The following is a 22,710-nucleotide window of genomic DNA, read 5'->3' as shown; positions in this document are numbered from 1 at the left end:
AGGCTTCCCCTCGTACTCAGCTCTGGTAGCATGCCCCGCATGACGCATACAGGAAGAATCATCTGGGGCTTGGCGCTGCTGGCCACCAGTCTGGCCGCAAGCGCTCAGAGCGAGTTGCGCGTCCAGGTCAAACCCGCCAACAAGGCGCTCAGGTCCAATGTCGAAGGCTACATCGGTAGCCTGGGCGATCGGGACGCAGAGGCCTTGACGCGCTTCAGCCGCGGTGCCGAAGAACAGGCGCGCAAGGCGGCCCAGGCACTGGGCTATTACCAGGCGCAGATCGACAGCGAAGTGGTCCCTGCGGCCGGGCCGGACACGCCGGCGCGCCTGGTGATCAAGATCGTGCCGGGCGAGCCGGTGCGGCTGCGCCATGTCACCCTCAAGGTCGAGGGCCCGGCCAGCACGTTCGACCGTTTCCGCGTCCCGGACGGTCCCGGGCTGCGTCCGGGCGCGGTGCTCAACCATGGCAACTACGAGAACGCCAAGCATCAATTGGAGAACCAGGCTTCGCGCTATGGGTTCTTCAGCGGTCGCTTCACCGAGCAGCGGCTGGCGGTCGATCCGCGTGCCGGTGTCGCCGACATCGATCTGGTCTACCAGAGCGGCCCTCGCTATCGCCTGGGGGCAGTGCGTTTCGGTGGCGACACGCCGCTCGACCAGGACCTGCTGCAGCGCATGGTCTCGTTCACGCCCGGCACGCCCTACGACTCGCAACTGATCGCCGAGCTGAACAACGACTTGCAGTCCAGTGGCTACTTCGAGGGCGTTCGGGTCGATGCCTCGCCGGCAGCGGCCGTCAACGACGAAGTGCCGGTGCAGGTCCAGCTGGAAACCCGCAAGCCACGCACCTTGGGCCTGGGCCTGGGGTACTCGACGGACGTCGGGCCGCGCGGCAGGGCCAACTGGACGCGCCATTGGGTCAACCCCCAAGGTCACAGCTATGGCTGGGAAGCAGAACTGTCTGCGCCCCGGCAGAACGTCGGTCTGTGGTACGACGTGCCACTCGATCCGCCGCTGACCGACAAGCTGCGCTTTGCCGGTGGCTACCAGAACGAAGAGATCGCCGGCACCGATACGCTCAGCAAGCTGCTCACAGTCGGCCCTGAATGGCACAGCAAGCTGCCCAGTGGCTGGAACCGGGTGATCTCGCTCAAGTACCAGCGCGAAGAGTACCGGTTGGGCGATGATTCCGGGTTGAGCAACCTGCTGATGCCAGGCGTGACCTATGCCTTCCTGCGCAGCGACAACAAGATCGATCCGCACAATGGCTACCGCCTGCAGTTCGACGTCCGTGCGGCCAAGGAAGGGCTGGTGTCGGACACTGACCTGCTGTACGGCAACGTGCTGCTCAAGGGCCTGACCACCGTCGGCGACCGTCACCGCCTGCTCGGGCGCCTGGCCTTCGGCGGCAACTTCACCAACGACTACACCCACAGCGTGCCGCCGTCACTGCGCTTCTTCGCCGGTGGCGACCAGAGCGTGCGCGGTTACGACTACCAGACGCTGTCGCCCGAGAACAGCGACGGCGACCGCATCGGTGGCCGCTACATGATCGCCGCCAGTGCCGAGTATCAATACGAGGTGGCCGACAAGTGGCGTGTCGCGACCTTCATCGACCAGGGTAACGCCTTCAACAGCCTCGACCTGCCCAGCCTCAAGACCGGCGTCGGTGTCGGCGTGCGCTGGGTGTCGCCGGTCGGGCCGCTGCGCCTGGACCTGGCCCATGCGCTGGATGATGACGGCGGGATCCGTTTGCACTTTTCCATGGGGCCTGAACTGTGAGGCGTTTCCTCAAACCGGTGTTGTTGAGCGTGCTGGCCCTGCTGGTGCTGATCCTTCTGGCCCTTGGCCTGATCCTGGGCACCGCGGCCGGCAGTCGCTGGGCGCTGGGCCTGGTGCCGGGCCTGACGGTCGACGATTTTCAGGGTCGCCTGGGTGGGCGCTGGCAGGCTCGCCATGTGCAGTGGGCCCAGGGCGAAACACGCATCGAGCTGCAGGCCCCGTTGCTCGAGTGGTCGCCGGCCTGTCTGTTGCGCGCCACGCTGTGCATCGACGAATTGCGGGCCGAGCGCATCGACATGGCGTTCGCGCCGAGCCAGGCCGATCCGGACAGTGGCCCCTTGCAGTTGCCGGACCTCGATCTGCCCCTGGACATTGAGCTGGGTGAACTGAGCGTCGGCCAGTTGCGGCTCGATGGCAGTGAGCTGCTGGGGGATCTGCAGCTGGCGGCGCACTGGGAGCCGGCCGGCTTGCGCATCGACACGCTCAAGCTGCAGCGCGATGACCTGCGTGTCGACCTCAAGGGTCTGGTCAAGCCGGTGGGCGACTGGCCGTTGCAGGTGGCAGGGCAGGTCCAGTTGCCCGCCGTCGATGGCCGTGACTGGCAGTTGCAGGTCGACGTGAACGGGCCCTTGAAACAGACCCTCAACGTAGTCGCCGACAGCAGCGGCTACCTCGACGGTCGGCTCGACGGGCAGGTCCAGGCGCTGGCCGAGCACCTGCCGGCCTCGCTGCACCTTCGGTCCGAGGCGTTCAAGCCCAGCGCGGCCTTGCCCGATACCCTGGCCTTCAACCAGCTGAGCCTCAACGCCGAGGGCGACCTGCTCAAGGGCTTCGCGTTGACGGGGTCGGCCTCCCTGCCTGCCGAGCAGGGGGCGATCCCGCTGCTGCTCAAGGGGCGCGTGGATGCCCAAGGGGCGCAATTGTCCGGGCTCGACCTGGTGGCCGGTGATCAACAACACCTGAAGCTTCAGGCCAACGCCAACTGGTCCTCCGGGGTGAACGCCGATGCCCGCATCGACTGGCTGGACTTTCCCTGGCAGCGGCTCTACCCGATGGAGCAGGCGCCTGCCGTCAGCCTGCATCGCTTCAGTGGGCAGGTGAATTACCGCGATGGCGCCTACGAAGGTGAATTCAAGAGCGACTTGAACGGCCCGGCCGGTGCCTTCAGCCTGGCCAGCCCGTTCAAGGGCGATCTCACCCAGGTCAGCCTGCCGGCCTTGGCGCTGGTGGCCGGGCAGGGGCGCGCGGCGGGCAAGGTGGCGCTGCGGTTCGCCGATACCTTGGCCTGGGACGTCGACCTGCAGGTGTCGAAGCTCGACCCGGCCTACTGGGTCGCCGAACTGCCTGGCACCCTGGGCGGGCCACTGCGCAGTCAGGGCGAAAAGCAGGGCGATCGGCTCGACCTGACCGCGCAGCTCGACCTCAAAGGCCGCTTGCGCGGTCAGCCAGCGGTACTCAAGGTGCAGGCGGGCGGTGCCGGTGAGCGCTGGACCCTGGCCGACCTGGCGATCCAGCTGGGCGACAACCGTATCAAGGGCAGCGGCAGCCTCGAGCAGCGGCTGGCCGGGCGCATCGACATCGACCTGCCACGGCTGGGGCAGCTGTGGCCACGCCTGCAAGGCCAGGTCAAAGGTCAGCTCGATGTGGCCGGTACGCTCCAGGCGCCAGAAGGGCGGCTGGACCTGCGCGGGCTGCAACTGGCCCAGGAACAGAACCGTCTGCAACGGCTCGACCTGCAGGCGCGATTGGACGGCAAGCAGCGGGCGACCGTGGACCTCAAGGCCACCGGCATCCAGGCGGGCGAGACCGCGTTGGGCAACCTGCAGGTAACCGGCCGTGGCGACAGCGTGCAGCAGGCGATGCAACTGGCCTTGGAAGGCCCGCAGCTCAAGCTGGCGCTCGGCGCCGATGGCAAGCTCGATCAGGGCAACTGGCGAGGGCGCCTGGGCAGCGGGCGCGTCCAGGCCGGCGGCCAGGATTGGCAATTGCAGTCTCCGGCACGGGTGCAGTACCTGGCCAATGGACAGATCGATGTCGGCGCCCATTGCTGGCGCTCGGGCTCGGCCAGCCTGTGTGGCGACGAGCAGCGCCTGGCGCCCGAGCCACGCCTGCGCATGCACCTCAAGCAGTTCCCGCTGGACAGCCTGGCGCAGTGGATGCCGAACGATTTCCGCTGGCAGGGCCTGCTGAACGCCGACCTGAACGTCGATATTCCTGCCAGCGGCCCCAAGGGCACGGTCCAGGTAGATGCCAGCGGCGGCACCTTGCGTGTGCGCGAACAGCAGCGTGGGCAGTGGGTGGATTTCCCTTACCGCGCCCTGCGCCTGTCCAGCACCCTGGCCCCGCGCCGCGTGGACACGCGCTTGACGTTCCAGGGCGGTCGCCTGGGCGAGCTCACGCTCGACACCCGTCTCGATCCGCTGGGCAAGGACAAGCCGTTGTCCGGCAGCTTCAACCTGGCCGGGCTCGACCTGTCCATCGCCAGGCCCTTCCTGCCGATGGTCGAGCAACTGGCGGGCCAGCTCAACGGCGCCGGTCAACTGGGCGGTACCCTGATGGCGCCTCAGGTCAACGGCAACGTCGCCCTGACCGGAGGGCAGGTCGCAGGCGGCGAGCTGCCAATCAGCGTCGAAGGCCTGACCTTGCGGGCAGCCATCGCCGGTGAACAGGTCCAGCTCAATGGTGACTGGCGCAGCGGTAGCGCCGGGCGTGGGCAGTTGACCGGCAACCTGACCTGGGGCCAGGCGCTGGCGATGGACCTGCGCCTGACCGGCCAGCAGCTGCCGGTCACCGTCGAACCGTATGCGACGCTCGACGTGGCGCCCGACCTGAACATCCGGCTGGTGGACGACAAGCTCGCGGTCACCGGCAAGGTGCAGGTGCCCAAGGGGCAGATCACCATTCGCCAGCTGCCGCCTTCGACGGTCAAGGTGTCCGACGACACGGTGATCGTCGGGCAGCAGACCGAGGAGGGCAAGCCACCGATGGCCATCGCCATGGACGTGGACGTGGAAGTAGGGCGCGACAAGCTGGCGTTCAGCGGCTTTGGCCTGACCGCCAACCTGCTGGGGCATGTGCACATCGGTGACAACCTCGACACCCGCGGTGAACTGCGACTGGCCGACGGTCGCTACCGCGCCTATGGCCAGCGATTGACCATCCGACGGGCCCGTCTGCTGTTCGCCGGCCCCCTCGACCAGCCGTACCTGGACATCGAGGCCATTCGCCAGGTGGACGATGTGACGGCGGGTATTCGCCTGACCGGTAATGCCGAGCAGCCGACCACCGAAGTCTTCTCGGAGCCCGCCATGAGCCAGGAACAGGCACTGTCGTACCTGGTGCTGGGGCGCCCTCTGGGCAACACCGGCGAGGACAACAACATGCTGGCCCAGGCCGCCCTGGGACTGGGGCTGGCGGGCAGCGCCGGCATCACCAGCAAGCTGGCGACCGGATTGGGCATCGAAGACTTCCAGCTCGATACCGAAGGCAGCGGCGATGCGACCAGCGTGGTCGCCAGTGGCAACCTGACGGACAAGCTCAGCCTGCGCTACGGTGTCGGCGTCTTCGAACCGGCCAATACCATCGCCTTGCGCTACAAGCTGAGCCAGAAAGTGTACGTGGAAGCGGCCAGCGGGGTGGCCAGTTCGCTGGATATCTTCTACAAGCGAGATTTTTGAGCGGTAAGGCGATAAGCGGCAAGCAAAAGCGGGATCGAGCATCGTCTCAATCCCGCTTTGCTGTTTGAGGGCTTGCCGCTCATATTCCACACGACCCGCCCACTTCAATGTGCAGGACGGTGGCCGTTGTCGAGGCGGCGGATGTTGCCGATCTGCCGCAGGCTCAGGCCGTAGCGGTCGGCCAGCAGGCTGCGCGACAGGCCGTCGGCGCTTTCGCGCTGGATCTGCAGGTTGCGCACCTGGCGCTCGAAATGATCGGCCTTGGGAATTTCCAGCGCCATGCCAGCGTAACGCTTGATCAGGGCATCCAAGGCTTCAGCGGGCAGGATGTCGATCAGTTTCGTGCGTTCACGGTACTTGGGAATGTATTTCGGACGTCCGCCATAGGCGCAGGTCAGGCGATAGGCATTTTCAATTCCGATGCACTCGATCAGCGACTGCAGCGACTGGGGCAGCTGTTCAACGTCGATCAATTTCAAGTCATGCAGTTCCATGGGTAGGCTCCCTTCGACAGATGGATGCCAGGGCGTGGCCCGAGTCGGCACGCCTTGGGTTTGCCGATCCCTGATGGGGTGGCGTGATGATTCTCGACGAGCGCTCGACGGGCTACTAGGCGCTATCTGGCCCTGGAGTTGTAGTTAGGGCAGTCTGGGTTTGCAGGCAGTGAGAGCTTCCGGCGTAGGAAGTTGCTGCATTGGAACCGTGCAGGAGAGGATTTTCCTAGGGCGGCCACGATACCTGATGAGGAAGCTTCGCCTACCCTCAGGGTGGACAGGCACATCATGGCATGCACCGTGAAAGGCCCTGATCTGGGGGCAGACATGTCATGTGGGGGATCGATGAGCTATGCTGCCGCGCAAAACGGCCAAGTGGCTTCAACGCAATGGAAATTCTTCAATGACACATGTGCAGCGCTTGAAATACTCGCTCCTGATCATCCTGGTGGTACTGGGCATCATGCTGGGCCTGTCGCACCTGCAGAAACAGGGCACCATCAGCGAACAGACCTTCCAGTACCTGGCCATTGCCGTGGCAGTGGTCGTCGTGGTGATCAACGGAATCCTGCGACGCAAGGTCAAGCCCAAGCCATGAGGCAAGCCGACGCCGAGTGAGTCGGCCTGGCGGTCAGCGCAACGGTCGTTCGAGCAGCTCGCTGGCCTGGGCGTGCAAGGCATAGCACTTGTCGTCGCCTAGGTGAATCACGCCTTCACTGCACAGACGCTTGAGCACCTCGCGCACGCTGAGGAAGGACAAGGGGATGTCCAGCTGCTCGAGCTGCCCATGCACGCCCCGTACGCCGATGCGTCGCCCCTCGCGTTCGGCGCGGTACAGGGCGTCGATCACCTTGAGCCGGATCAGGCTGGTGCGCAGTCCGTAGACGCGCAACAGTTCGCGAATCTGTTCGTTGCAGACCCGGTCCTGGGCATCGTTCGCCACGGGCGTGGCGGTTTTCACAGCAGAAGACGGCGACGGCTGCGGGTTGTGCATGCGAATACTCCTTTTCGTGGGCGGTCCCGAAAAATCCTGGCCTTAAGCAGTAAGACGAACGAGCCGCGTCGATCTGCAAGGCGTGCGTGAAATAAATGGGCTGCGAGCGTCCCATTGATGCATCCGTGCGACGTATCGATTAAACAATGGCGTGGCCGATTCGTCAGGTCGGGATGATCCCAGACTTCCAGGAGAGCCTCGTGACCCGCCATTCTCGCTCCGTGCCCCGTCTCGCCCTCATCGCCGCGCTGACCCTGGCGTCACTGACCGCCCAGGCCCGGGACGTGTCCGGCGAGGTCTCGGCGCAGATCCGCCGGACCGGGTTCGGCACGCCCCACATCCTGGCCGAGGACGAGCGTGGCCTGGGCTATGGCATCGGCTATGCCTACGCCCAGGACAACCTGTGCCTGCTGGCCAACGAAGTGTTGACGGTCAATGGCGAGCGTTCTCGATACCTGGGCGCCGACGGCAAGACGTTCGAGCAGCGTAGCAACCTCGACAGCGATCTGTTCTTCACCTGGCTCAACACCCCTCAGGCAGTGAAGGCTTTCTGGGAGGCCCAGCCTGCCTCGGTCCGCGCCTTGCTCGACGGCTATGCGCGTGGCTACAACCGAGCCCTGGTCGAGCGTCGGGCCCAAGGGCTGCCAGAGGCGTGCGGTGCAGGGAACTGGGTGCGTGCGATCACGCCGGACGATGTGATCAAGCTGACCCGTCGCGTGCTGGCCGAGGGCGGGCTGGGTCAATTCGCCGAGGCGCTGGTGGGCGCTTCGCCACCGACCACCACGGCCCAGCGGGCGAATGCAGACTTCACGCCCCTAGCGATGCGCCAGGCACGCTTTGCCCTGGAGCGCGGCAGCAATGCCGTGGCGGTCGGCGGCCAGCGTTCCGCCAACGGCAGAGGGCTGCTGCTGGCCAATCCGCATTTTCCATGGATGGGCGGGTTGCGGTTCTACCAGATGCAACTGACCATCCCGGGCCGGTTGAACGTGATGGGAGCTGCCTTGCCCGGTTTTCCGTTGATCAATATCGGTTTCAACGAGCATGTTGCCTGGACCCACACCGTCGACACGGCGCGCCACTTCACCCTCTATCGCCTGGACCTGGACCCCAAGGACCCGACCCGTTACCTCTGGGACGGCCAGTCGCTGCCGCTGTCGCAGCAGCGCGTGGTCGTGAGCGTCAAGGGTGAGGATGGGCAACTGCGCCAGGTCGAGCGCCAGGTGTACGCCTCTCGCCAGGGGCCGATCGTGCAATGGCCCGGTCGTCTGGACTGGGACACTGGGCACGCCTATGCCCTGCGCGACGCCAACCTGGACAACACCCGCGTGATGCAGCAGTGGTACGCCATCAACCACGCCGACAGCCTGGCCAGCCTGAAGACCTCGGCCGAGACGATCCAGGGCATGCCGTGGGTCAACACGCTGGCCGTCGATGGCGGCGGCCAGGCGCTGTACATGACCCAGTCGGTCGTTCCCTACGTGGACCGTGCACTGCTCGAGCGCTGCGAAGATCCGCGCGGCAAGGCCATGGCCCTGGTCGTGCTCGACGGCTCGCGCAGTGCCTGCCAATGGAAGACCGATCCCAAGGCCGCCCAGCCAGGCATCTTCCCGGCACGCCTGCTGCCAAGCCTGGAACGCCATGACTTCGTGCAGAACTCCAACGAATCGGCCTGGATGACCAACCCTGCGCGTCCCCTGACGGGCTTTTCGCCCATCGTCAGCCGCGACGGCGAGCCCATGGGCCTGCGGGGGCGCTACGCCTTGCATCAGTTGCAAGGCAGCAAGACGCTCACCGCGCAGCGTCTGCAAGCACTGGTGACCGACAACGACGTGTACCTGGCCGACCTCATCCTGCCAGACGTATTGCGCTGGTGTGAGCAGGCCGGCGTCGACGTGAAGGTGGTGTGCGCACGTCTGCGGGCCTGGGATGGCAAGGCCGGGCTCGACAGTGGCGTGGGGCTGCTGCACCTGCAGGCCTTGGCCGAGGCCGTGGCGGCCTATCCCGACAGCTGGCGGGTGCCCTTCGATCCGGCCGACCCTGTGCATACGCCACGCGGCCTGGCGATCGAGCGCGCTGCCACGCGTGCGGTGTTGCACGAGGCGGCGCTGGCGTCACAGGCCAACCTGGCAGCGCTGGGCATCGACGAGCAGGCCACCTGGGGTCAGATCCAGCGTTCTGTGTTGGGCACTCCCGTCCCGGGTGGGCCGCAAGAGCTGGGGATCTACAATGCCATGCAGAGCGTGCCGCACGGCCCCGGCAAGCGCCTGGTGGTCAGTGGGTCGAGCTACATGCAGGTGGTCAGCTTCACCGATCAGGGACCGAAGGCCCAAGGCCTGCTGGCGTTCTCGCTGTCCAGCGAAGCGGCCTCGCCCCATGCCGACGACCAGACCCAGGCGTTCGCCAAGGGGCAGTGGCATGAACTGCCGTTCACCGAAGCGCAGATCGCCGCCGATCCGCACCTGCAACGTCAGGCGATCAGCGAGCAGGAGGCGCCTGAGCGATCCGGCAAAGCGCACTGACGTCGAGGTTCAATGTCGACCCTCTCAAGGCGGGCCAGTTGACCTGGCCCATGGATCGGCCTATACAGGCCGGCCCGATCTGGAGCCCTTGCCCCATGCATGAAGACGACGATGACCTGCACGAGCCGGAGCACGATCATCTGCTCGACCACGATTTTCTCGAAGATGAACACGACGACGAGGCCCTCGACAGGCTCGACGACCTCGATGAGCAGGACGGGCACGAGGAAGATGACTTGTTGGACCTCGACGATGAAGAGCGGGACCATCCTGCCTGGTTCGACGACTGTGATGACTGAGGTGCCTTTTTCGGTCCGATTTCAGACGTTTCAAAATTTTTCACGTTGTCAGGGAACGATTTGATGGCACTATGCTTCTGATGGGCTACGTTCAAACAACACCATTCAGAGCCACTGTGAAATGAAAAAAACTATCGTCGCCGCACTGCTGTCTCTTTCGGCCTTTTCGGTGTCTGCCGCCGAGATCTCGGGCGCCGTGGGTGCCACCAGCCAGGGCGGCCTGACCGCTCGCGTCGGGATGGGCTTCGGTTGGGACAAGTCCTGGTTCGAGACCGACACCGGCCGTCTGACCGGCTACTGGGACGCCGGCTACACCTACTGGGAAGCGGGCGATGCCTCGGGCGGCGCGCACTCGCTGTCGTTCGCGCCGGTGTTCGTCTATGAGTTCGGCAGTGGCAACGTCAAGCCGTTCATCGAGGCCGGTATCGGGGTGGCGGTGTTCTCCGGCACGTCGGCAGGCGACCAGGATTTCGGCTCGGCCTTCAACTTCGAAGACCGCATCGGCGCAGGCCTGAAGATCGGCGAGACCCAGCGCGTCGGTCTGCGCGCCATCCACTACTCCAACGCGGGCATCAAGCAGCCCAACGACGGCATCGAGTCGTTCTCGCTGTTCTACAGCCACGCGATCTGAGTCGTGTTGTCTGGAACCGGGGGCTGCAGGCTTCCGGTTCGATTATTCTCTACCGCTACTGCAAGCCCAACCGAACACTGGACTCCTGCGTCTAGCAACACGAAAAGCCTGCTCCCACGTCAGGCTTGGTGTTTTCTTTCAAGCGACCAGGCGATGTACCGTCATCGCAATCGCTTTCCCATGCTCTTGTTCGGTTTTGCGCAGCTCATAAGCGGTTTGCAGGTTGAGCCAGAATTCTGGAGTCGTATCCAGACAGATGGCCAAGCGCAGGGCCATGTCCGCTGAAACCCCGCCCCGCTCAAGTAAAATGTTGTTTACGGTCGGCGTCGAAACGCCTAGCGCACGCGCCAAAGCAGCAGCACTAAAGCCCATTTCATTTTGAAAGTCCTCGCGAAGCACCTCGCCAGGGTGTACGGGTCGCATTCCGTTTTTGAACATGATGTACCTCAGTGATAATCAACAATTTCAACGTTTTCAGGACCCTGTTCGGTCCATACAAAACAGATACGCCACTGATCATTGATTCTTATGCTGTATTGTCCGGCACGATTTCCCCGAAGAAGCTCAAGCCGATTTCGGGCGGGGAGCGCAGATCCCGAAACTCTGTAGCGGCATCGAGTGCAGCCAGTTTGCGCTCTGCGACTGACTTGATGTCGCTCCAGCGCCGGGTACCTCCAGTGGTGAAGAGTGCTTCTGTGTCGCTGCATCTAAAGCTTCTGATCATGATGCGTAAGGCTTAACGTTATTCGTTAAGATCGAGTATACGCTCCTTTTCCCTGCATTCAACCGTTGATTGAATACCTCATTCGAAAAGCTGTGCTGCGTGCGATCTGAAGCAGAGACGAAGGAGGGCGGCATCCCTAGATTAGCGCCTGCTCAGGGAGAGACTATGCCCTGAACCTAGTAGACCGCGATGCCTGTGTGGAGATCTTTCGAGCAGGATGAGCTCAGAGTGAGCGTCATGTAGGAGGAAGTGGCACGCCTGCAGGTGCTGGCTGACTCGGCCTATTAAGATGCGATCGGCTACCAGTGCCAGGCGGCCAGCCTGGGCTAAACGACAACTCACCGAGGGAGCAGGATGATAGGGGCGGGCAACTAAGTGATGCCGGACCCTCCGCTGTACCGGCAGGCCAGGGACTTCCGTCGTGCTTATCTAGAGGCGCGTACAACGTCCCATCATCATTCGTCTAGCTGAAACGTAACCGTCCGGCCAACTCACCTTCCTGATCCCGACGCCAAAGGCGATGGTGTCCACCTAATTTAAGTGGACACCATTTCTAGCCTTTTAAGCGGGTCTTTCCATGCAGCCACAACGCCGTTCCTATTCCAAATCCTTCAAGGCTCAAGTTGTCCAAGAGTGCGCTCAGCCCGGCGCGTCGATTGCCAGCGTCGCGCAGCACCACAGCCTTGACGCGAACCTCGTCCATAAATGGATTCGGGTACAAACGAACAAAGCCATGGGGCTGCAACCTGCTTTCATTCCGCTACCTTTGCAACTCGCCGGAGGGCATTCCCAGGCTCCGTCATCGAGCATCTGCATTGAAATACAGAACCCACGTGGCACCGTCAAGGTGAACTGGCCGACCGAAAGCGCTGCCGCCTGTGCCACCTTTCTGCGGGACCTGTTGCGGTGATTCGAATCGACGCGATCTGGCTCGCCACCGAGCCGATAGACATGCGCGCCGGCACCGAAACGGCGTTAGCCCGGGTCATTGCCGTGTTCGGTGCGGCGAAGCCGCACTGTGCTTATCTGTTCGCCAATCGCCGCGCAAATCGGATGAAAGTTCTGGTGCATGACGGCGTGGGCATCTGGCTTGCGGCGCGAAGGCTGAACCAGGGCAAGTTTCGCTGGCCAGGTATCCGGCACGGCTCGGAAGTCGAACTCGACAGCGAGCAACTTCAGGCTTTAGTGTTGGGGTTGCCTTGGCAACGAGTTGGCACGGGCGGTGCGATCACAGTACTTTAGCACCTGCCATTAGCCCATCGGTTTATCGCCGCTGATCGCCTGTCTTGGCACAATCAGCAGCATGACTTCCTTGCCCAACCTCGATCAGATGACACCCGAACAGCTTTGAGCCTTAGCCGAACAAGCTATGCCGTTGCTGTCCCAGGTCGATGCGATGGGCCAGAGGATCCAACGCCTTAAAACGGTCAACGAGCAACTTGCTCACGAGATCGCCATCCTCAAGCGACACAAATTCGCCAAGCGCAGCGAGCAACTGAGTCCCGACCAAGGCAGTCTGCTCGACGATCTGCTCGATACCGATATCGCAGCCATCGAGGCTGAGCTGAAGGCGGTCAATCCGCCACCTGCACCGGACGAGCTACGTCGGAAACCCAAGCGTGCGCCGCTGCCACCGCAGTTCCCACGTACAGTGATCCGTCACGAGCCAGAAAACACCCAGTGCGTCTGCGGCTGCCAACTTCAGCGCATTGGCGACGACGTCAGCGAGAAGCTCGATTACACACCCGGCGTGTTCACCGTTGAGCAGCATGTGCGTGGAAAATGGACGTGCCGCCAGTGCGAAACACTGATCCAGGCGCCTGTACCGGCCCAAGTGATCGACAAGGGCATCCCGACCGCAGGCCTGTTGGCCCATGTGATGGTGGCGAAGTTCGCCGACCATTTACCGCTGTGCCGGCAGGAGAGGATTTTTGGTCGGGTCGGGCTGGCGATTGCCCGCTCGACACTGGCGCAATGGGTCGGACAGACCGGTGTGCAACTCCAGCCTCTAATCGATGCGCTGCGTGAACAAGTGTTGGCCCAGGGCGTGATCCACGCCGATGAAACTCCGGTTCAGATGCTTGCGCCAGGCGAGAAGAAAACCCATCGCGCTTACGTCTGGGCTTACTGCACCACGCCGTTTTCGGCACTCAAAGCTGTGGTTTATGACTTCAGTCCCAGCCGTGCAGGCGAGCATGCGCGCAACTTCCTTGGGCAATGGAGCGGCAAGTTGGTCTGCGACGATTTTGCTGGCTACAAAGCCGGTTTCGAGAAAGGCATCACCGAAATTGGCTGCATGGCCCACGCCCGCCGCAAGTTCTTCGATCTGCACGTGGCGAACAAAAGTCAACTGGCTGAACAAGCGCTGTACTTCATTGGCGGCTTGTACGAAGTCGAACGTCAAGCTCGGGACATGACCGATAAGGATCGCTGGCGAATACGCCAGGACAAGGCAGCTCCAATCATCAAAACGCTGCATGACTGGATGTTGGCCCAGCGTGATCTGGTGCCCAACGGATCAGCAACGGCCAAGGCCCTCGATTACAGCCTTAAACGCTGGGTAGCGCTGACGCGCTACCTGAAAAACGGGGCCGTGCCCATCGACAACAACCCAGTGGAGAACCAGATCCGACCATGGGCCCTTGGGCGCTTGAACTGGTTGTTTGCCGGGTCGCTTCGCAGTGGCAAACGGGCGGCGGCGATCATGAGTCTGATCCAGTCGGCACGCATGAACGGGCATGATCCGTATGCTTATCTGAAAGATGTGCTGACACGGCTGCCGACACAGCGGGCGAGTGAGATCGAAGAGCTGCTGCCGCATCGATGGCAACTAATTTAGATGCGCGAGATGAGATGCCCCGGCGCTTATAAAGCAGGAACACTGTCTTCACCGGACGCTCGCACTCAGTAGGCTTATAAGGAGGGAGTGTTCGTGCTCCCCAGAATTCGCATCAAGAAAAACCATATCCTGACTAATACCCTGAGAGCTAGAAACACCTAAGACGAACTCTCGTCCCGTAGATACAGCGAGCTTCTGCGCAAAAGGAATCAAGCGGTTGGCCTGCTCGATGCCATAGTTCTCAATAGGAAGATTCAACCCAATAGACCAATCGGGCGAATCAATCTCAGATACGCTCTCATCGCGTTCGTGTTTTTGGTTTACGAGGAATGCTCCCAGCTCAGACCATTCGCAAACGAGACCATTGAACGCAGCCACAAGCTCTGCCTCGACAGCGTCGTTGTCGCTGCCATCTACATATAGATAAAGCATCTGTTCTGAGTGTCCGAGGGCTAGAAATCCTATGATAGCGCTAATGCACTCCAATTGTGAGCAGATGCCCATCATCGTGCTTATAGCTGCATCGGGTAGATGACTTCGCTGGACGCTTACGCTGAAACCCCATCCAGGCGCAGCGTTAACGAAATACTGCACCGGTTAGTACGCTGCCAAGTCCAAACGAAAAAGCCCAGTAAAAACTGGGCTTTTCGTCTTAATCTGGTGCCCCGAGCCGGCATCGAACTGAGTTTCGCCCGCCTTCACCCCCTTCCACTAATCCCCGTGAAACCACGGCCTACCTTGTAAATCTCCTTCACCTCCTTTCACTTCGTTTCGCTCCCTGCCACGATTTTTTAGTACATTAGCTAGTACATCACGATACGGATGGACTAGATGCCTCTCACCGATACCGCCGTCCGGCAGGCCAAGCCGCGGGACAAGGACTACACCCTGAACGACACTGACGGCCTGTCCTTGTTCGTGAAGGCCAATGGTACGAAGTCCTGGCACTTCAGATTCGTGTGGCACGGCAAACAGCCACGCATATCGCTGGGCACCTATCCTGAGATCACGCTTCGCGATGCGCGCGGCCTGCGCGATGAGAGTCGTGCGCTGGTGGCCAAGGGTGTGGACCCGAGAACCCATCGCCGCGAGCAGCGCATGGAGGCTCAGGCCAACGTCGCCAACGTCTTCGAGTCAGTGGTAGAGCGGTGGTATGACTTCAAGTGCGATCGCCTGGCTTCAGACTCGAAGCGGGGAGCCGCTTTTCAACTGCGCCTGTACCTGAACAAGGACATCCTGCCGGTGCTGGGCAAGCTGCCCATCATCGAGATTTCACGCGGCGATGTGCTGCAGGTCATGAAGAGGATCGAGCAGCGCAAGGCGTTGAACATCGCTCGCAAGACCAGGACGTGGCTCAACGAGATTTTCCGGTTCGCCATCGCTGAAGGTGTGATCGAAACCAATCCCGCCGCTGATCTGGATATCGTGGCCAGGTTAGAACCCCCAGCCCAGCACAACCCGATCTTGCGCGGAGATGAGATCAAGGAGTTTATGCAGAAGCTTCGCGCTGCCCCGATCAAGGAATACACCCGCAGCGCCATCAAAATCTTGCTGCTGACCGGGGTGAGGACTATCGAGCTGCGCAAGGCAACCATCGATCAGTTCGACTTCGACGAAATGCTTTGGTCGGTGCCGGCTGACCACGTAAAGCAGTTGAGATCGAGGGTACGTACAGAAAGCGGGGGAATTCCGCCCTATCTGGTGCCGTTGTCACGGCAGGCGGTGGAAGAGGTGCGCAAGGTGCATGAAGCGACCGGTCGCTATCGGCTGATTCTGCCGGGCAGGCACGACCAGACGCAGCCGATCAGCGACGGTACGATCAACATTGCAATTAAGCGCATGGGATATCAGGGCAGGCTAACCGGCCACGGTCTGCGCGGCACGCTGTCGACGGCACTGAACGAGATGGGCTACAACTCGGATTGGATCGAGGCGCAGCTATCGCACGCTGGAGACAACAAGATCCGTGGGACCTATAACCACGCACAGTACGTGGAGCAGCGGCGGAAGATGATGCAGGAATGGGCAGACTATCTCGACGGATTGGAGGATAGGGTAGAGCCGATCAGCTGACGCGCTTGAGTCTGACCAGCTCGTTTACCCAGGCGACCACTTCAGACCTCACCCAGGCCACGCCATGAATGCTCAGCTTCACCTGGCGGGGAAACTCGCCGCGGGCCATCTTGTTGTAGATCGAGGTGGTGCCCAGGCCAGTGATGCGGCGAACCTCAGGCAGCTTGATCATTTCGACTTCGTTCATGAGTATCTCCGAGCCGCCGCAGCGGCAGGTTGGTGGTATGTGTTGAGGCTGCGACGCTATAGATGGGCGCCGGCCTCGAGCAGGCCGTCGCGATCCTCGCGCAGGTTGTCGCGCTCGGTGGCCAGGCCTTGGATTTGGCGGTGCAGGTAGTGGACGATGGACTCGCCGCAGCGCAAGTCGCCGGGGATAGCGCGGCCTTTGAGCATGCCTTCCAGTTCGACCAAAGTGAATTGTTCGATCATGGCTGCACCTCAGCGGCTTCTGGCAGCTCCTCGAACGAGTAGGTCTTGATGACCCGCTCCTGCACGCCAGCGACCTTGATGAACTTGGCTTCCTTGATCCATGGGTAGGAGCCTGGATCGCTATGATGGCCGCCGCCGCTCATTTCACAGAAGGCGAGGGCGCGCCCATCGGGCAGGATGAAGGCCTTCACGTTGACCTCGTAGTGCCTGCCCCAGCTGTAATGGCTCCACTCGGGGATGCCGCTGGCGTCAACGGCGCCGTAGCGGACTTCGTTGATGGCGTCGTCGTGCTCGTTTTCTTCGAAGATGGCCTCGAGCAGGTCGCCTGGCGCCGCGGCCAGAAAGGCCAGGTCTACATCGGCCTCATGCCCATCATCGTCGGTGAAGGTGTATTCGTAGCCGAACTCTAGACCCTTGCGCATGATGAGCAGCATGGCCAGCTGGCTGGCGCTGAGGGTGTTGAGAGCTTCGTGGATTTTTGTGTCGAGCACAGGAACTCCTTTGTCGCCACACAGCGACAGTGAATAGAGAGGTGGGAGAGCATCAGCGGTTTAGCCGTGACAGGCGACGCTGGCGGTATTACACTCATGCTGAGTCGATGCCCTGAATAGTGATCAGGGAAACGTCGGTTCAGAAAGCGATGCTTGGTTAGTCGAGCATCGTTTTTTTTTGTGAGATAGATTGAGCAGATCACTATTATCTCCAAGTGGCTGGCTTGTATTTATAGATGGTTAGCACTTTCATTGCTACGTCGGTAAATTTTATAGGTGTCAATAAGTTGGATTCATGAAGTCTATTACTGCGATTATTGAGTGGTTTGGTCCATATAGTTTTGCCGAGGCCAAGCAGGCAATGGCTAAAGATTACGGGGATGGATTGTATATGTTTATTGGAAGGCTTTCTGGGGAGGGAAGGTCAAAGCTTCAGTATGTTGGTATTGCGAAAAATTTGAGGACTAGGCTGAATGCTAGGCATCCAGTGCTTGCGCAGTTTTTAGCTGAACATCCGGACTATAGAGGGCTATGGCTAGGTGAGGTGGTTTCTCCTCGCACCCCAGGCAAAAAGCTTAAAGCGACCGATCAAATGCTTGATTTGGCGGAGTGGGCTCACGCGTATTTCTTACAGCTGCCATTGAACACTCAAAAGAAGAAAAGTCCTCCAGAGCGACCTATCGTGGTTTATAATAGATGGTGGAAGACCGACTATCAAACGCCCCACCATGTTCGCCCCAATGGGGCGTGGCCTGATATAATCGATTGGGTTGGAGAAGGTTATCCGGTTAAGTTAGCGTGGTTCGGCGGAAAACTCATACATAAATATGCTGAAGAGTTCAGGGCGTAATTTATCTAGCTGCTGGTTTTCATGGCCAGTAGTACCTGTCTGGCGATAAGTTGAGAGCTAATAAACTGCTATAGTGTTAGCTTACCTCCACCTCCACCTCCACCTAGTCCTGTCGCGCTGATTCATGAAGCGCCTGTACCTGTTCGAGCGCAGCCGTGAGCGAGTCGAGGGTGAAGGTTCGCGCTCCGTGGTTGCTGCCGGATGGGTTTTCTATGGGCATGAGGATACCTATGTGAGAGAGTGAGCTCCCTTCAAAGGAGCTTCCATATGGCAATCAAAGCTGACCCTTCACTTCTCCCTCAGATAGCGGTCGACATAGCGGCCGACCATTTGTTTGATGCAAAGAAGCACATCGATTTCACTTTCGGAGACGGGTACGCAGCTAAGAACCCTGGGCTCGTTGCGGCGTTTCTGAAGGCCGCTGGAGACGGTCACAACACATGCATTTCAGCAATTGCAGTGCAAGAGGCTGCCGAAAGGATCGAAATTGCTCTGCAGTCGATAGCTGATCGCATTTCCTAAGCGGCGATTGATGATTCGCCGATAGTTACCTTCCACGGGTCATTGGCGCGCGCCAATGCAGCCATGGGCGGCGGGCTGACGCTGTTACCGCACATGTGCACCTGCTCGGTCTTGGTGAAAGGCTTGCCGTCGGCGCCGCGATCAATCACGTAGTCGGCGGGGAAGCCCTGGGCCCGGTACAGCTCGTTCGGCTGCAGCATGCGCAGGCAGATGTCGACGATCACGTATGGCGTCCCCTGGACGTACACGGTGACCAGCGCCAGGCGGTCCTTGGTGGTGATGGTCGACAGCGGTTCGTCGCATGGGCTGACGTTGTGGGTGCCGTAGTAGCGGATCAGGAAGGCCGCGACCCGCAGGGCACCCGCTTCATGCTCGGGCGACAGGTGCAGCTCGACTAGCGAACTCTTGCCTCCACCGCCTGCCGTGATGGTCGGGGCAGGCTCGTCGATGGCCTGGCCGATGCTGGCGCCGAACTGGCGCTCCAGGAATGCGGTGGCGATTCCGTGATGCGTGCCGCCGGCGCTGATGGTGTGCAGCGGATCCTCGGTGTCCCGAGCATCGCAATTGCCGCGCAGGTGCACCAGGGAGGCCGTGGCCAGGCGCTGCTGACTGCCCGAGTTGGTGATGGTACTCATGGGGTCATCCATGGCCAGGGCGTGGGTGGTGTTGAATCCGCCGTTGGCCTGCTCCATGAAGGCAGTGCACACGCCCAGGGCATGGGCCGCGCCCGCCGGCCGCTTGTAGTTGCCGCCGCTGGTGATGGTCGGTACCGGCTCGGTGGCAGGTGAACCCTCGCTGTCGAAGCGGAACTTGACCAGATGGGCCGAGGCCAGCGCGTGCCCGTTGCTCGCGGTGACGGTGCCCAGCGGGGCGCCTGCGTCCTTGCAGCCTGCGCCCCAGCGCTGGGCGCCTCCTGGGCGACCCTCGCCATGGGCGGCGGTGATCATCACCGGGCTGGCAACCATCAGCTCGCCGCGGTTGGCGGCCGTCACGGTGGGCATGGGTTCGCCCGGGTCATTCACGCGATCGGCACCCTGGTGGGTGGCCGGCATGATCACCGCGCTCGAGAGGGCATGCTTCACGCCGCCAGCGACGACTGTACCCAACGGCTGGTCCAGGCCGGGAACGCGTGGCGCCTGGCCCTGGCGTTCGCCGTAGCCGGTCTGCACCAGGGTCGGGCTGGCGACAGCAAAGGTGCCGCCCCGTGGCCAGGCGGTAACCGTGCGCAGGGGCTCGCCCAGGGCCTGGACTGTCTCGCCTGACCAGTTGGCGATCGGCACGATGAAGGGGGTAGGGTTGTCCAGCACAAACTTGTGCATGCCCTTGGCCACCCGGCGCAGCGTAGCGTCGGCCAGCGGCTTCTTGCGGCCGAAGATGCTCTTGCTGGATGTGCTCCAGTCGATGCAGTCGGCGGCGGTGAGCCACTTCTTCTGGCCCTTGGCGGGGTTCTTGGCGTGGGTGGGCTCGGGCCACACGATGGGCTGACCATCGCAGCGCGCCAGCATGAACAGGCGTTCGCGGCTGGTCGGCGCACCGTAGTCGCAGGCCTTGAGGATGCGCCACTCCACCTGGTAGCCCATGCCCTCGAGCAGCTGAACGAACCGGCGCCAGGTGGTGCCGCGGCGCTTGGGGTCCGGTACCAGGAACTGCTGGTGCACCGGCACGCGCTCGCCGGGGGCTGCTACGGTGCCGTCCAGTTTCATCACGCGGCCGGTGGCCTTGTCACGCTTGGCGATCAGCCGACCCCAATGCAGTATCTGCTTCACGTTCTCCAGGCTGATGACCCGGGGGCGCTTCTTGCCGGCCCACTTCAACCCGATCCACGAAAGGTTGCGGATCTCGCGCTTGCGCGGCTGCCCGCCAGCGGCCTGGCTGTGGTGGGTGCAGTCTGGCGACATGTGGAACCAGCCGACCGGAAGACCCTGGCACTCGACGTCCGGATCACCGTCGAACACGTCTGTGGTGAAGTGCCGAGCGTGCGGATGATTCACGGTGTGCATGCTGATCGCGGCCGGGCTGTGGTTCTTGGCCACGTTCACCGCGCGGCCCAGGCCCATCTCCAGGCCGGTACCGGCGCCGCCGCCACCGCAGAAGAAGTCCACGACCAGCTCGTCGTCCTGGGGGGCGAAGCCCAGGCCGTACTGGGTCTTGAAGTCGAAGGGGTTGCTTTTGCGTGGTGCAGGCATGGACGTTCCTCGCCGGGTGACGTGACTGAATGGGAAGGGATAGCGGGCGTTCGCGATAAAGCGATGCGGTGCTAATATAGATGTCTCATTGCCATCCCTGTCTGTAAGGAAGCTGACATGAAAAACTCGATCATTCGTCTCAATGACTATCTCTGCTACTTAGCAATTGCGTTCGCTGGCCTTGCCGGATACGCATCGTTGGGGGCCATGGGCGCAATTGGAGGGTTAGTTATCGGCGCCGTATTTGCCGGATTTTGGTTGGTGTTATCCGGTATTTATGACGAACTCAAAAAGCTGACTGCGGGCAAGTAATACGCCATGCCGTTTGGGTACTTATAACTTTCCCCAATGCATGCATTGTTCCCCGTGGCCGGATGCGGCATGGGGGTCGAAAGTGAGGATTTGCTATGCAAAAAGTGGATTTAGATGCGCTGGATCCGGCTCTGGAAAGCGATGCAGATAAGCTTCATCGCGTCGCGAGACTTGGGATTGGTTTAATCCCAGTAGCTGGCGGCCCTATGCTTGAGCTTTTTGGCTCCGTTTTTGAAGCCCCGCTAAACAAACGCAAAACTGAAACGATGATTCAAATCGGTGGGATCATCAATCAGTTGATAGATGAGGGCGTGGTGACGGAAAAAGGCCTTCAGGATAATGAGGCCTTTGTGAGCACGGTTGCTGAGGCTTGCGCAATATCTCTTCGTAATCATCAAGAGGAAAAGCTTGAAGCGCTCCGGAATGCCGTAAGGAATTCAGCGCTTCCGGGATGCCCTACGGATGACTACCGACAACTGTTTCTCAATTTCGTTGATGTATGCACCGTTACTCACATTCGCTTACTACATCTGTTTCACAATCCGGTGCTCTGGTGCCAGAATAAGAATTTGATCCTCCCAAACTGGAGTATGGGCGGGATATCTTCTGTAGCTGAATTTGCATTGCCGGAGCTCAAAGGGCAAGGCGATTTGTACCTATCAATTTGGAAAGATCTTTACCAGCGAGGACTAGTCGACACAGATAGTATGGGTGGGACCATGTCTAGGTCTGGAATGCTTGCCTCTAGAACCACACAACTAGGCGCTCAGCTAATCAACTTCTTGAGTTAGCGCTGACTGCATTTCTAGCGTTATTCGTGCGGAGTCTAACTTCCGCGCCACAGCCGGTGATACCGTGATTTCGTGGCGCGGCGGCTCTAGAAGTGGTAGTGCACGCCCCGGGCCCAGCCCATGCAGGTGATGAATCATCAGCGTCAGTGCCTCGCCCTGTTCCTCGATACCGGCCCACTCCATCAGCTCCAGCAGGGCCTGCTTAGTCCTTGGTCGAACCTTCAAGCGCAGGTCTTCTTCCTGCAGCCTTGCCGATTTCTCTCGCCTGCGCCGGTCGCGCTCGGCCTGTTCCATCGCCATGCGGCGCCTCCTTCAAGCCGCTGGGCGGCAGGGTGAATTGGTCACGCCGCCTGTGCAATTGCAGGGCGCGTTGAATCTTCCTGTTCAAGCTGTATCTCCATGTCTTTGTCGTTCCAGCCGGCGAGCCACCAGCCGCAGTCGACGGTGAGGTGGCCGTAGGGCTGGGAGAGGCGGCACCGGCCCGCTTGGCGATCGGCGCGGCCCTGGTAGTAGGCGGTGGGGTGTTCGAGGCGCGGGGCTCGCTTCTTCATGGCTATGCACCTGAGAGGTGATGGAGCGGCTTGAAGGGGATGTCGTCGTCGAAGTTCGGGCTGTCCGGGCCGTCCATACCCTGCTGGTGCTGCTGGTACTGCCCATTGTTCTGGCTCTGCTGCTGACGCTGCTGGGGTCGTTGTTGCTGCCGCGCCTGCTGCTGGCGACCTTGCTGCTGACCGCCACCCTGGTCATCCTGGCGACCGCCGAGCAGCTGCATCCTGCCCTGCATGTCCACGATGATCTCGGTGGTGTATCGCTTGATGCCGTCCTTCTCCCACTCGCGGGTTTGCAGCTTACCCTCGACGTACACCTGCGAGCCCTTGCGCAGGTACTCGCCGGCGATCTCGGCCAGGCGCCCGAACAGCGAGACGCGGTGCCACTCGGTGCGCTCGACCTTCTGACCGGACTGCTTGTCGGTCCACTGCTCGCTGGTGGCCAGGCTCAGGCTGGTGACCGCGTTTCCGTTCGGCAGGTAGCGGACGTCGGGATCCTGGCCGCAGGTGCCGATTAGGATGACTTTGTTTACTCCACGGGCCATGGGG

Annotated in this window: 21 protein-coding genes and 1 pseudogene; 11 read left to right on the top strand and 11 right to left on the bottom strand. The window is 61.4% G+C overall.

Annotated elements, in window-relative coordinates:
- Nucleotides 1-39 precede the first annotated feature (39 nt).
- Both APT63_12035 and APT63_12030 read left to right on the top strand, forming a co-directional pair.
- Nucleotides 40-1,782, top strand: a complete 1,743-nt coding sequence (locus APT63_12035; GenBank protein ID AMA46293.1) for a hypothetical protein — start codon at nt 40-42, stop codon at nt 1,780-1,782.
- Entirely contained in the window at nt 1,779-5,459 is a 3,681-nt protein-coding gene (locus tag APT63_12030; protein ID AMA46292.1) for a hypothetical protein, read from the top strand. The genes APT63_12035 and APT63_12030 overlap by 4 nt, the downstream gene beginning before the upstream one ends.
- 104 nt (nt 5,460-5,563) lie before the next feature.
- Here APT63_12030 and APT63_12025 read toward each other — a convergent pair whose 3' ends face one another.
- On the bottom strand, nt 5,564-5,953 hold the full coding sequence (locus tag APT63_12025) for a transcriptional regulator (protein AMA46291.1): 390 nt from the start codon (nt 5,951-5,953) through the stop codon (nt 5,564-5,566).
- Between the two features lie 403 nt (nt 5,954-6,356).
- Here APT63_12025 and APT63_12020 point away from each other — a divergent pair, with 403 nt between their 5' ends.
- A complete protein-coding gene (locus APT63_12020; GenBank protein ID AMA46290.1) occupies nt 6,357-6,551 on the top strand; it encodes a hypothetical protein in 195 nt (64 codons plus the stop codon).
- Nucleotides 6,552-6,584: 33 nt separating this feature from the next.
- Here APT63_12020 and APT63_12015 read toward each other — a convergent pair whose 3' ends face one another.
- Nucleotides 6,585-6,947, bottom strand: coding sequence for a fe2+ zn2+ uptake regulation protein (locus tag APT63_12015; protein ID AMA46289.1), 363 nt, complete (start codon nt 6,945-6,947; stop codon nt 6,585-6,587).
- Between the two features lie 200 nt (nt 6,948-7,147).
- Here APT63_12015 and APT63_12010 point away from each other — a divergent pair, with 200 nt between their 5' ends.
- The 3 genes from APT63_12010 to APT63_12000 all read left to right on the top strand — a co-directional run bounded on the left by APT63_12010 (nt 7,148) and on the right by APT63_12000 (nt 10,396).
- Nucleotides 7,148-9,466 (top strand): acyl-homoserine lactone acylase subunit beta, encoded by a 2,319-nt coding sequence (locus APT63_12010; protein ID AMA47875.1) that lies wholly within the window; start codon nt 7,148-7,150, stop codon nt 9,464-9,466.
- A gap of 95 nt (nt 9,467-9,561) precedes the next feature.
- Nucleotides 9,562-9,765 (top strand): hypothetical protein, encoded by a 204-nt coding sequence (locus APT63_12005; GenBank protein ID AMA46288.1) that lies wholly within the window; start codon nt 9,562-9,564, stop codon nt 9,763-9,765.
- 121 nt (nt 9,766-9,886) lie between these two features.
- Nucleotides 9,887-10,396 carry an aldehyde dehydrogenase gene (locus tag APT63_12000; protein AMA46287.1) on the top strand — a complete coding sequence of 170 codons (510 nt, stop codon included), beginning with the start codon at nt 9,887-9,889 and terminating at the stop codon, nt 10,394-10,396.
- A 138-nt stretch (nt 10,397-10,534) separates the two neighbouring features.
- Here the strand turns inward: APT63_12000 and APT63_11995 are convergent, their stop codons facing one another.
- Nucleotides 10,535-10,834, bottom strand: coding sequence for an XRE family transcriptional regulator (locus tag APT63_11995; GenBank protein AMA46286.1), 300 nt, complete (start codon nt 10,832-10,834; stop codon nt 10,535-10,537).
- A 1,192-nt stretch (nt 10,835-12,026) separates the two neighbouring features.
- Here APT63_11995 and APT63_11990 point away from each other — a divergent pair.
- Together APT63_11990 and APT63_11985 are read left to right on the top strand one after the other, a co-directional pair.
- Complete coding sequence (locus tag APT63_11990; GenBank protein AMA46285.1) at nt 12,027-12,362, top strand: transposase; 336 nt, start codon at nt 12,027-12,029, stop codon at nt 12,360-12,362.
- A 61-nt stretch (nt 12,363-12,423) separates the two neighbouring features.
- Nucleotides 12,424-13,959, top strand: a pseudogene (locus APT63_11985) (transposase).
- Between the two features lie 48 nt (nt 13,960-14,007).
- Here APT63_11985 and APT63_11980 read toward each other — a convergent pair.
- Entirely contained in the window at nt 14,008-14,391 is a 384-nt protein-coding gene (locus APT63_11980) for a hypothetical protein (GenBank protein ID AMA47874.1), read from the bottom strand.
- A gap of 399 nt (nt 14,392-14,790) precedes the next feature.
- Here APT63_11980 and APT63_11975 point away from each other — a divergent pair, with 399 nt between their 5' ends.
- Entirely contained in the window at nt 14,791-16,032 is a 1,242-nt protein-coding gene (locus APT63_11975; GenBank protein AMA46284.1) for an integrase, read from the top strand.
- On the opposite strand, the gene APT63_11970 is transcribed toward APT63_11975, so the two are convergent.
- From APT63_11970 to APT63_11960, 3 genes are all read right to left on the bottom strand, one after another.
- Nucleotides 16,025-16,204: a hypothetical protein gene (locus tag APT63_11970; GenBank protein ID AMA47873.1), complete on the bottom strand. Its 180-nt coding sequence runs from the start codon at nt 16,202-16,204 to the stop codon at nt 16,025-16,027. The genes APT63_11975 and APT63_11970 overlap by 8 nt on opposite strands.
- Before the next feature lie 71 nt (nt 16,205-16,275).
- On the bottom strand, nt 16,276-16,461 hold the full coding sequence (locus tag APT63_11965; GenBank protein ID AMA46283.1) for a hypothetical protein: 186 nt from the start codon (nt 16,459-16,461) through the stop codon (nt 16,276-16,278).
- Nucleotides 16,458-16,952 (bottom strand): hypothetical protein, encoded by a 495-nt coding sequence (locus APT63_11960; protein ID AMA46282.1) that lies wholly within the window; start codon nt 16,950-16,952, stop codon nt 16,458-16,460. The genes APT63_11965 and APT63_11960 overlap by 4 nt, the downstream gene beginning before the upstream one ends.
- Nucleotides 16,953-18,069: 1,117 nt before the next feature.
- On the opposite strand from APT63_11960, the gene APT63_11955 reads away from it, so the two are divergent.
- Nucleotides 18,070-18,324, top strand: a complete 255-nt coding sequence (locus APT63_11955; GenBank protein ID AMA46281.1) for a hypothetical protein — start codon at nt 18,070-18,072, stop codon at nt 18,322-18,324.
- Here the strand turns inward: APT63_11955 and APT63_11950 are convergent.
- Nucleotides 18,321-20,510: a DNA methyltransferase gene (locus APT63_11950; protein ID AMA46280.1), complete on the bottom strand. Its 2,190-nt coding sequence runs from the start codon at nt 20,508-20,510 to the stop codon at nt 18,321-18,323. The genes APT63_11955 and APT63_11950 overlap by 4 nt on opposite strands.
- Before the next feature lie 117 nt (nt 20,511-20,627).
- Between APT63_11950 and APT63_11945 the strand changes: the two genes are divergently transcribed.
- Complete coding sequence (locus APT63_11945) at nt 20,628-20,822, top strand: hypothetical protein (protein AMA46279.1); 195 nt, start codon at nt 20,628-20,630, stop codon at nt 20,820-20,822.
- Nucleotides 20,823-21,592: 770 nt separating this feature from the next.
- Here the strand turns inward: APT63_11945 and APT63_11940 are convergent.
- Genes APT63_11940 through APT63_11930 form a run of 3 tightly spaced genes read right to left on the bottom strand, consistent with a single transcriptional unit; the run spans nt 21,593 to nt 22,706 of the window.
- Complete coding sequence (locus tag APT63_11940) at nt 21,593-21,913, bottom strand: hypothetical protein (GenBank protein AMA46278.1); 321 nt, start codon at nt 21,911-21,913, stop codon at nt 21,593-21,595.
- A gap of 41 nt (nt 21,914-21,954) precedes the next feature.
- Nucleotides 21,955-22,164, bottom strand: coding sequence for a hypothetical protein (locus APT63_11935; GenBank protein AMA46277.1), 210 nt, complete (start codon nt 22,162-22,164; stop codon nt 21,955-21,957).
- Nucleotides 22,165-22,166: 2 nt separating this feature from the next.
- On the bottom strand, nt 22,167-22,706 hold the full coding sequence (locus APT63_11930; GenBank protein AMA46276.1) for a single-stranded DNA-binding protein: 540 nt from the start codon (nt 22,704-22,706) through the stop codon (nt 22,167-22,169).
- Nucleotides 22,707-22,710 lie beyond the last annotated feature (4 nt).

This window comes from Pseudomonas monteilii, from assembly GCA_001534745.1.
Classification (GTDB): Bacteria; Pseudomonadota; Gammaproteobacteria; order Pseudomonadales; family Pseudomonadaceae; genus Aquipseudomonas; species Aquipseudomonas alabamensis.
Note: the sequence above shows the minus strand (reverse complement) of the source record. Positions and strands in the feature narration are given on the sequence as shown.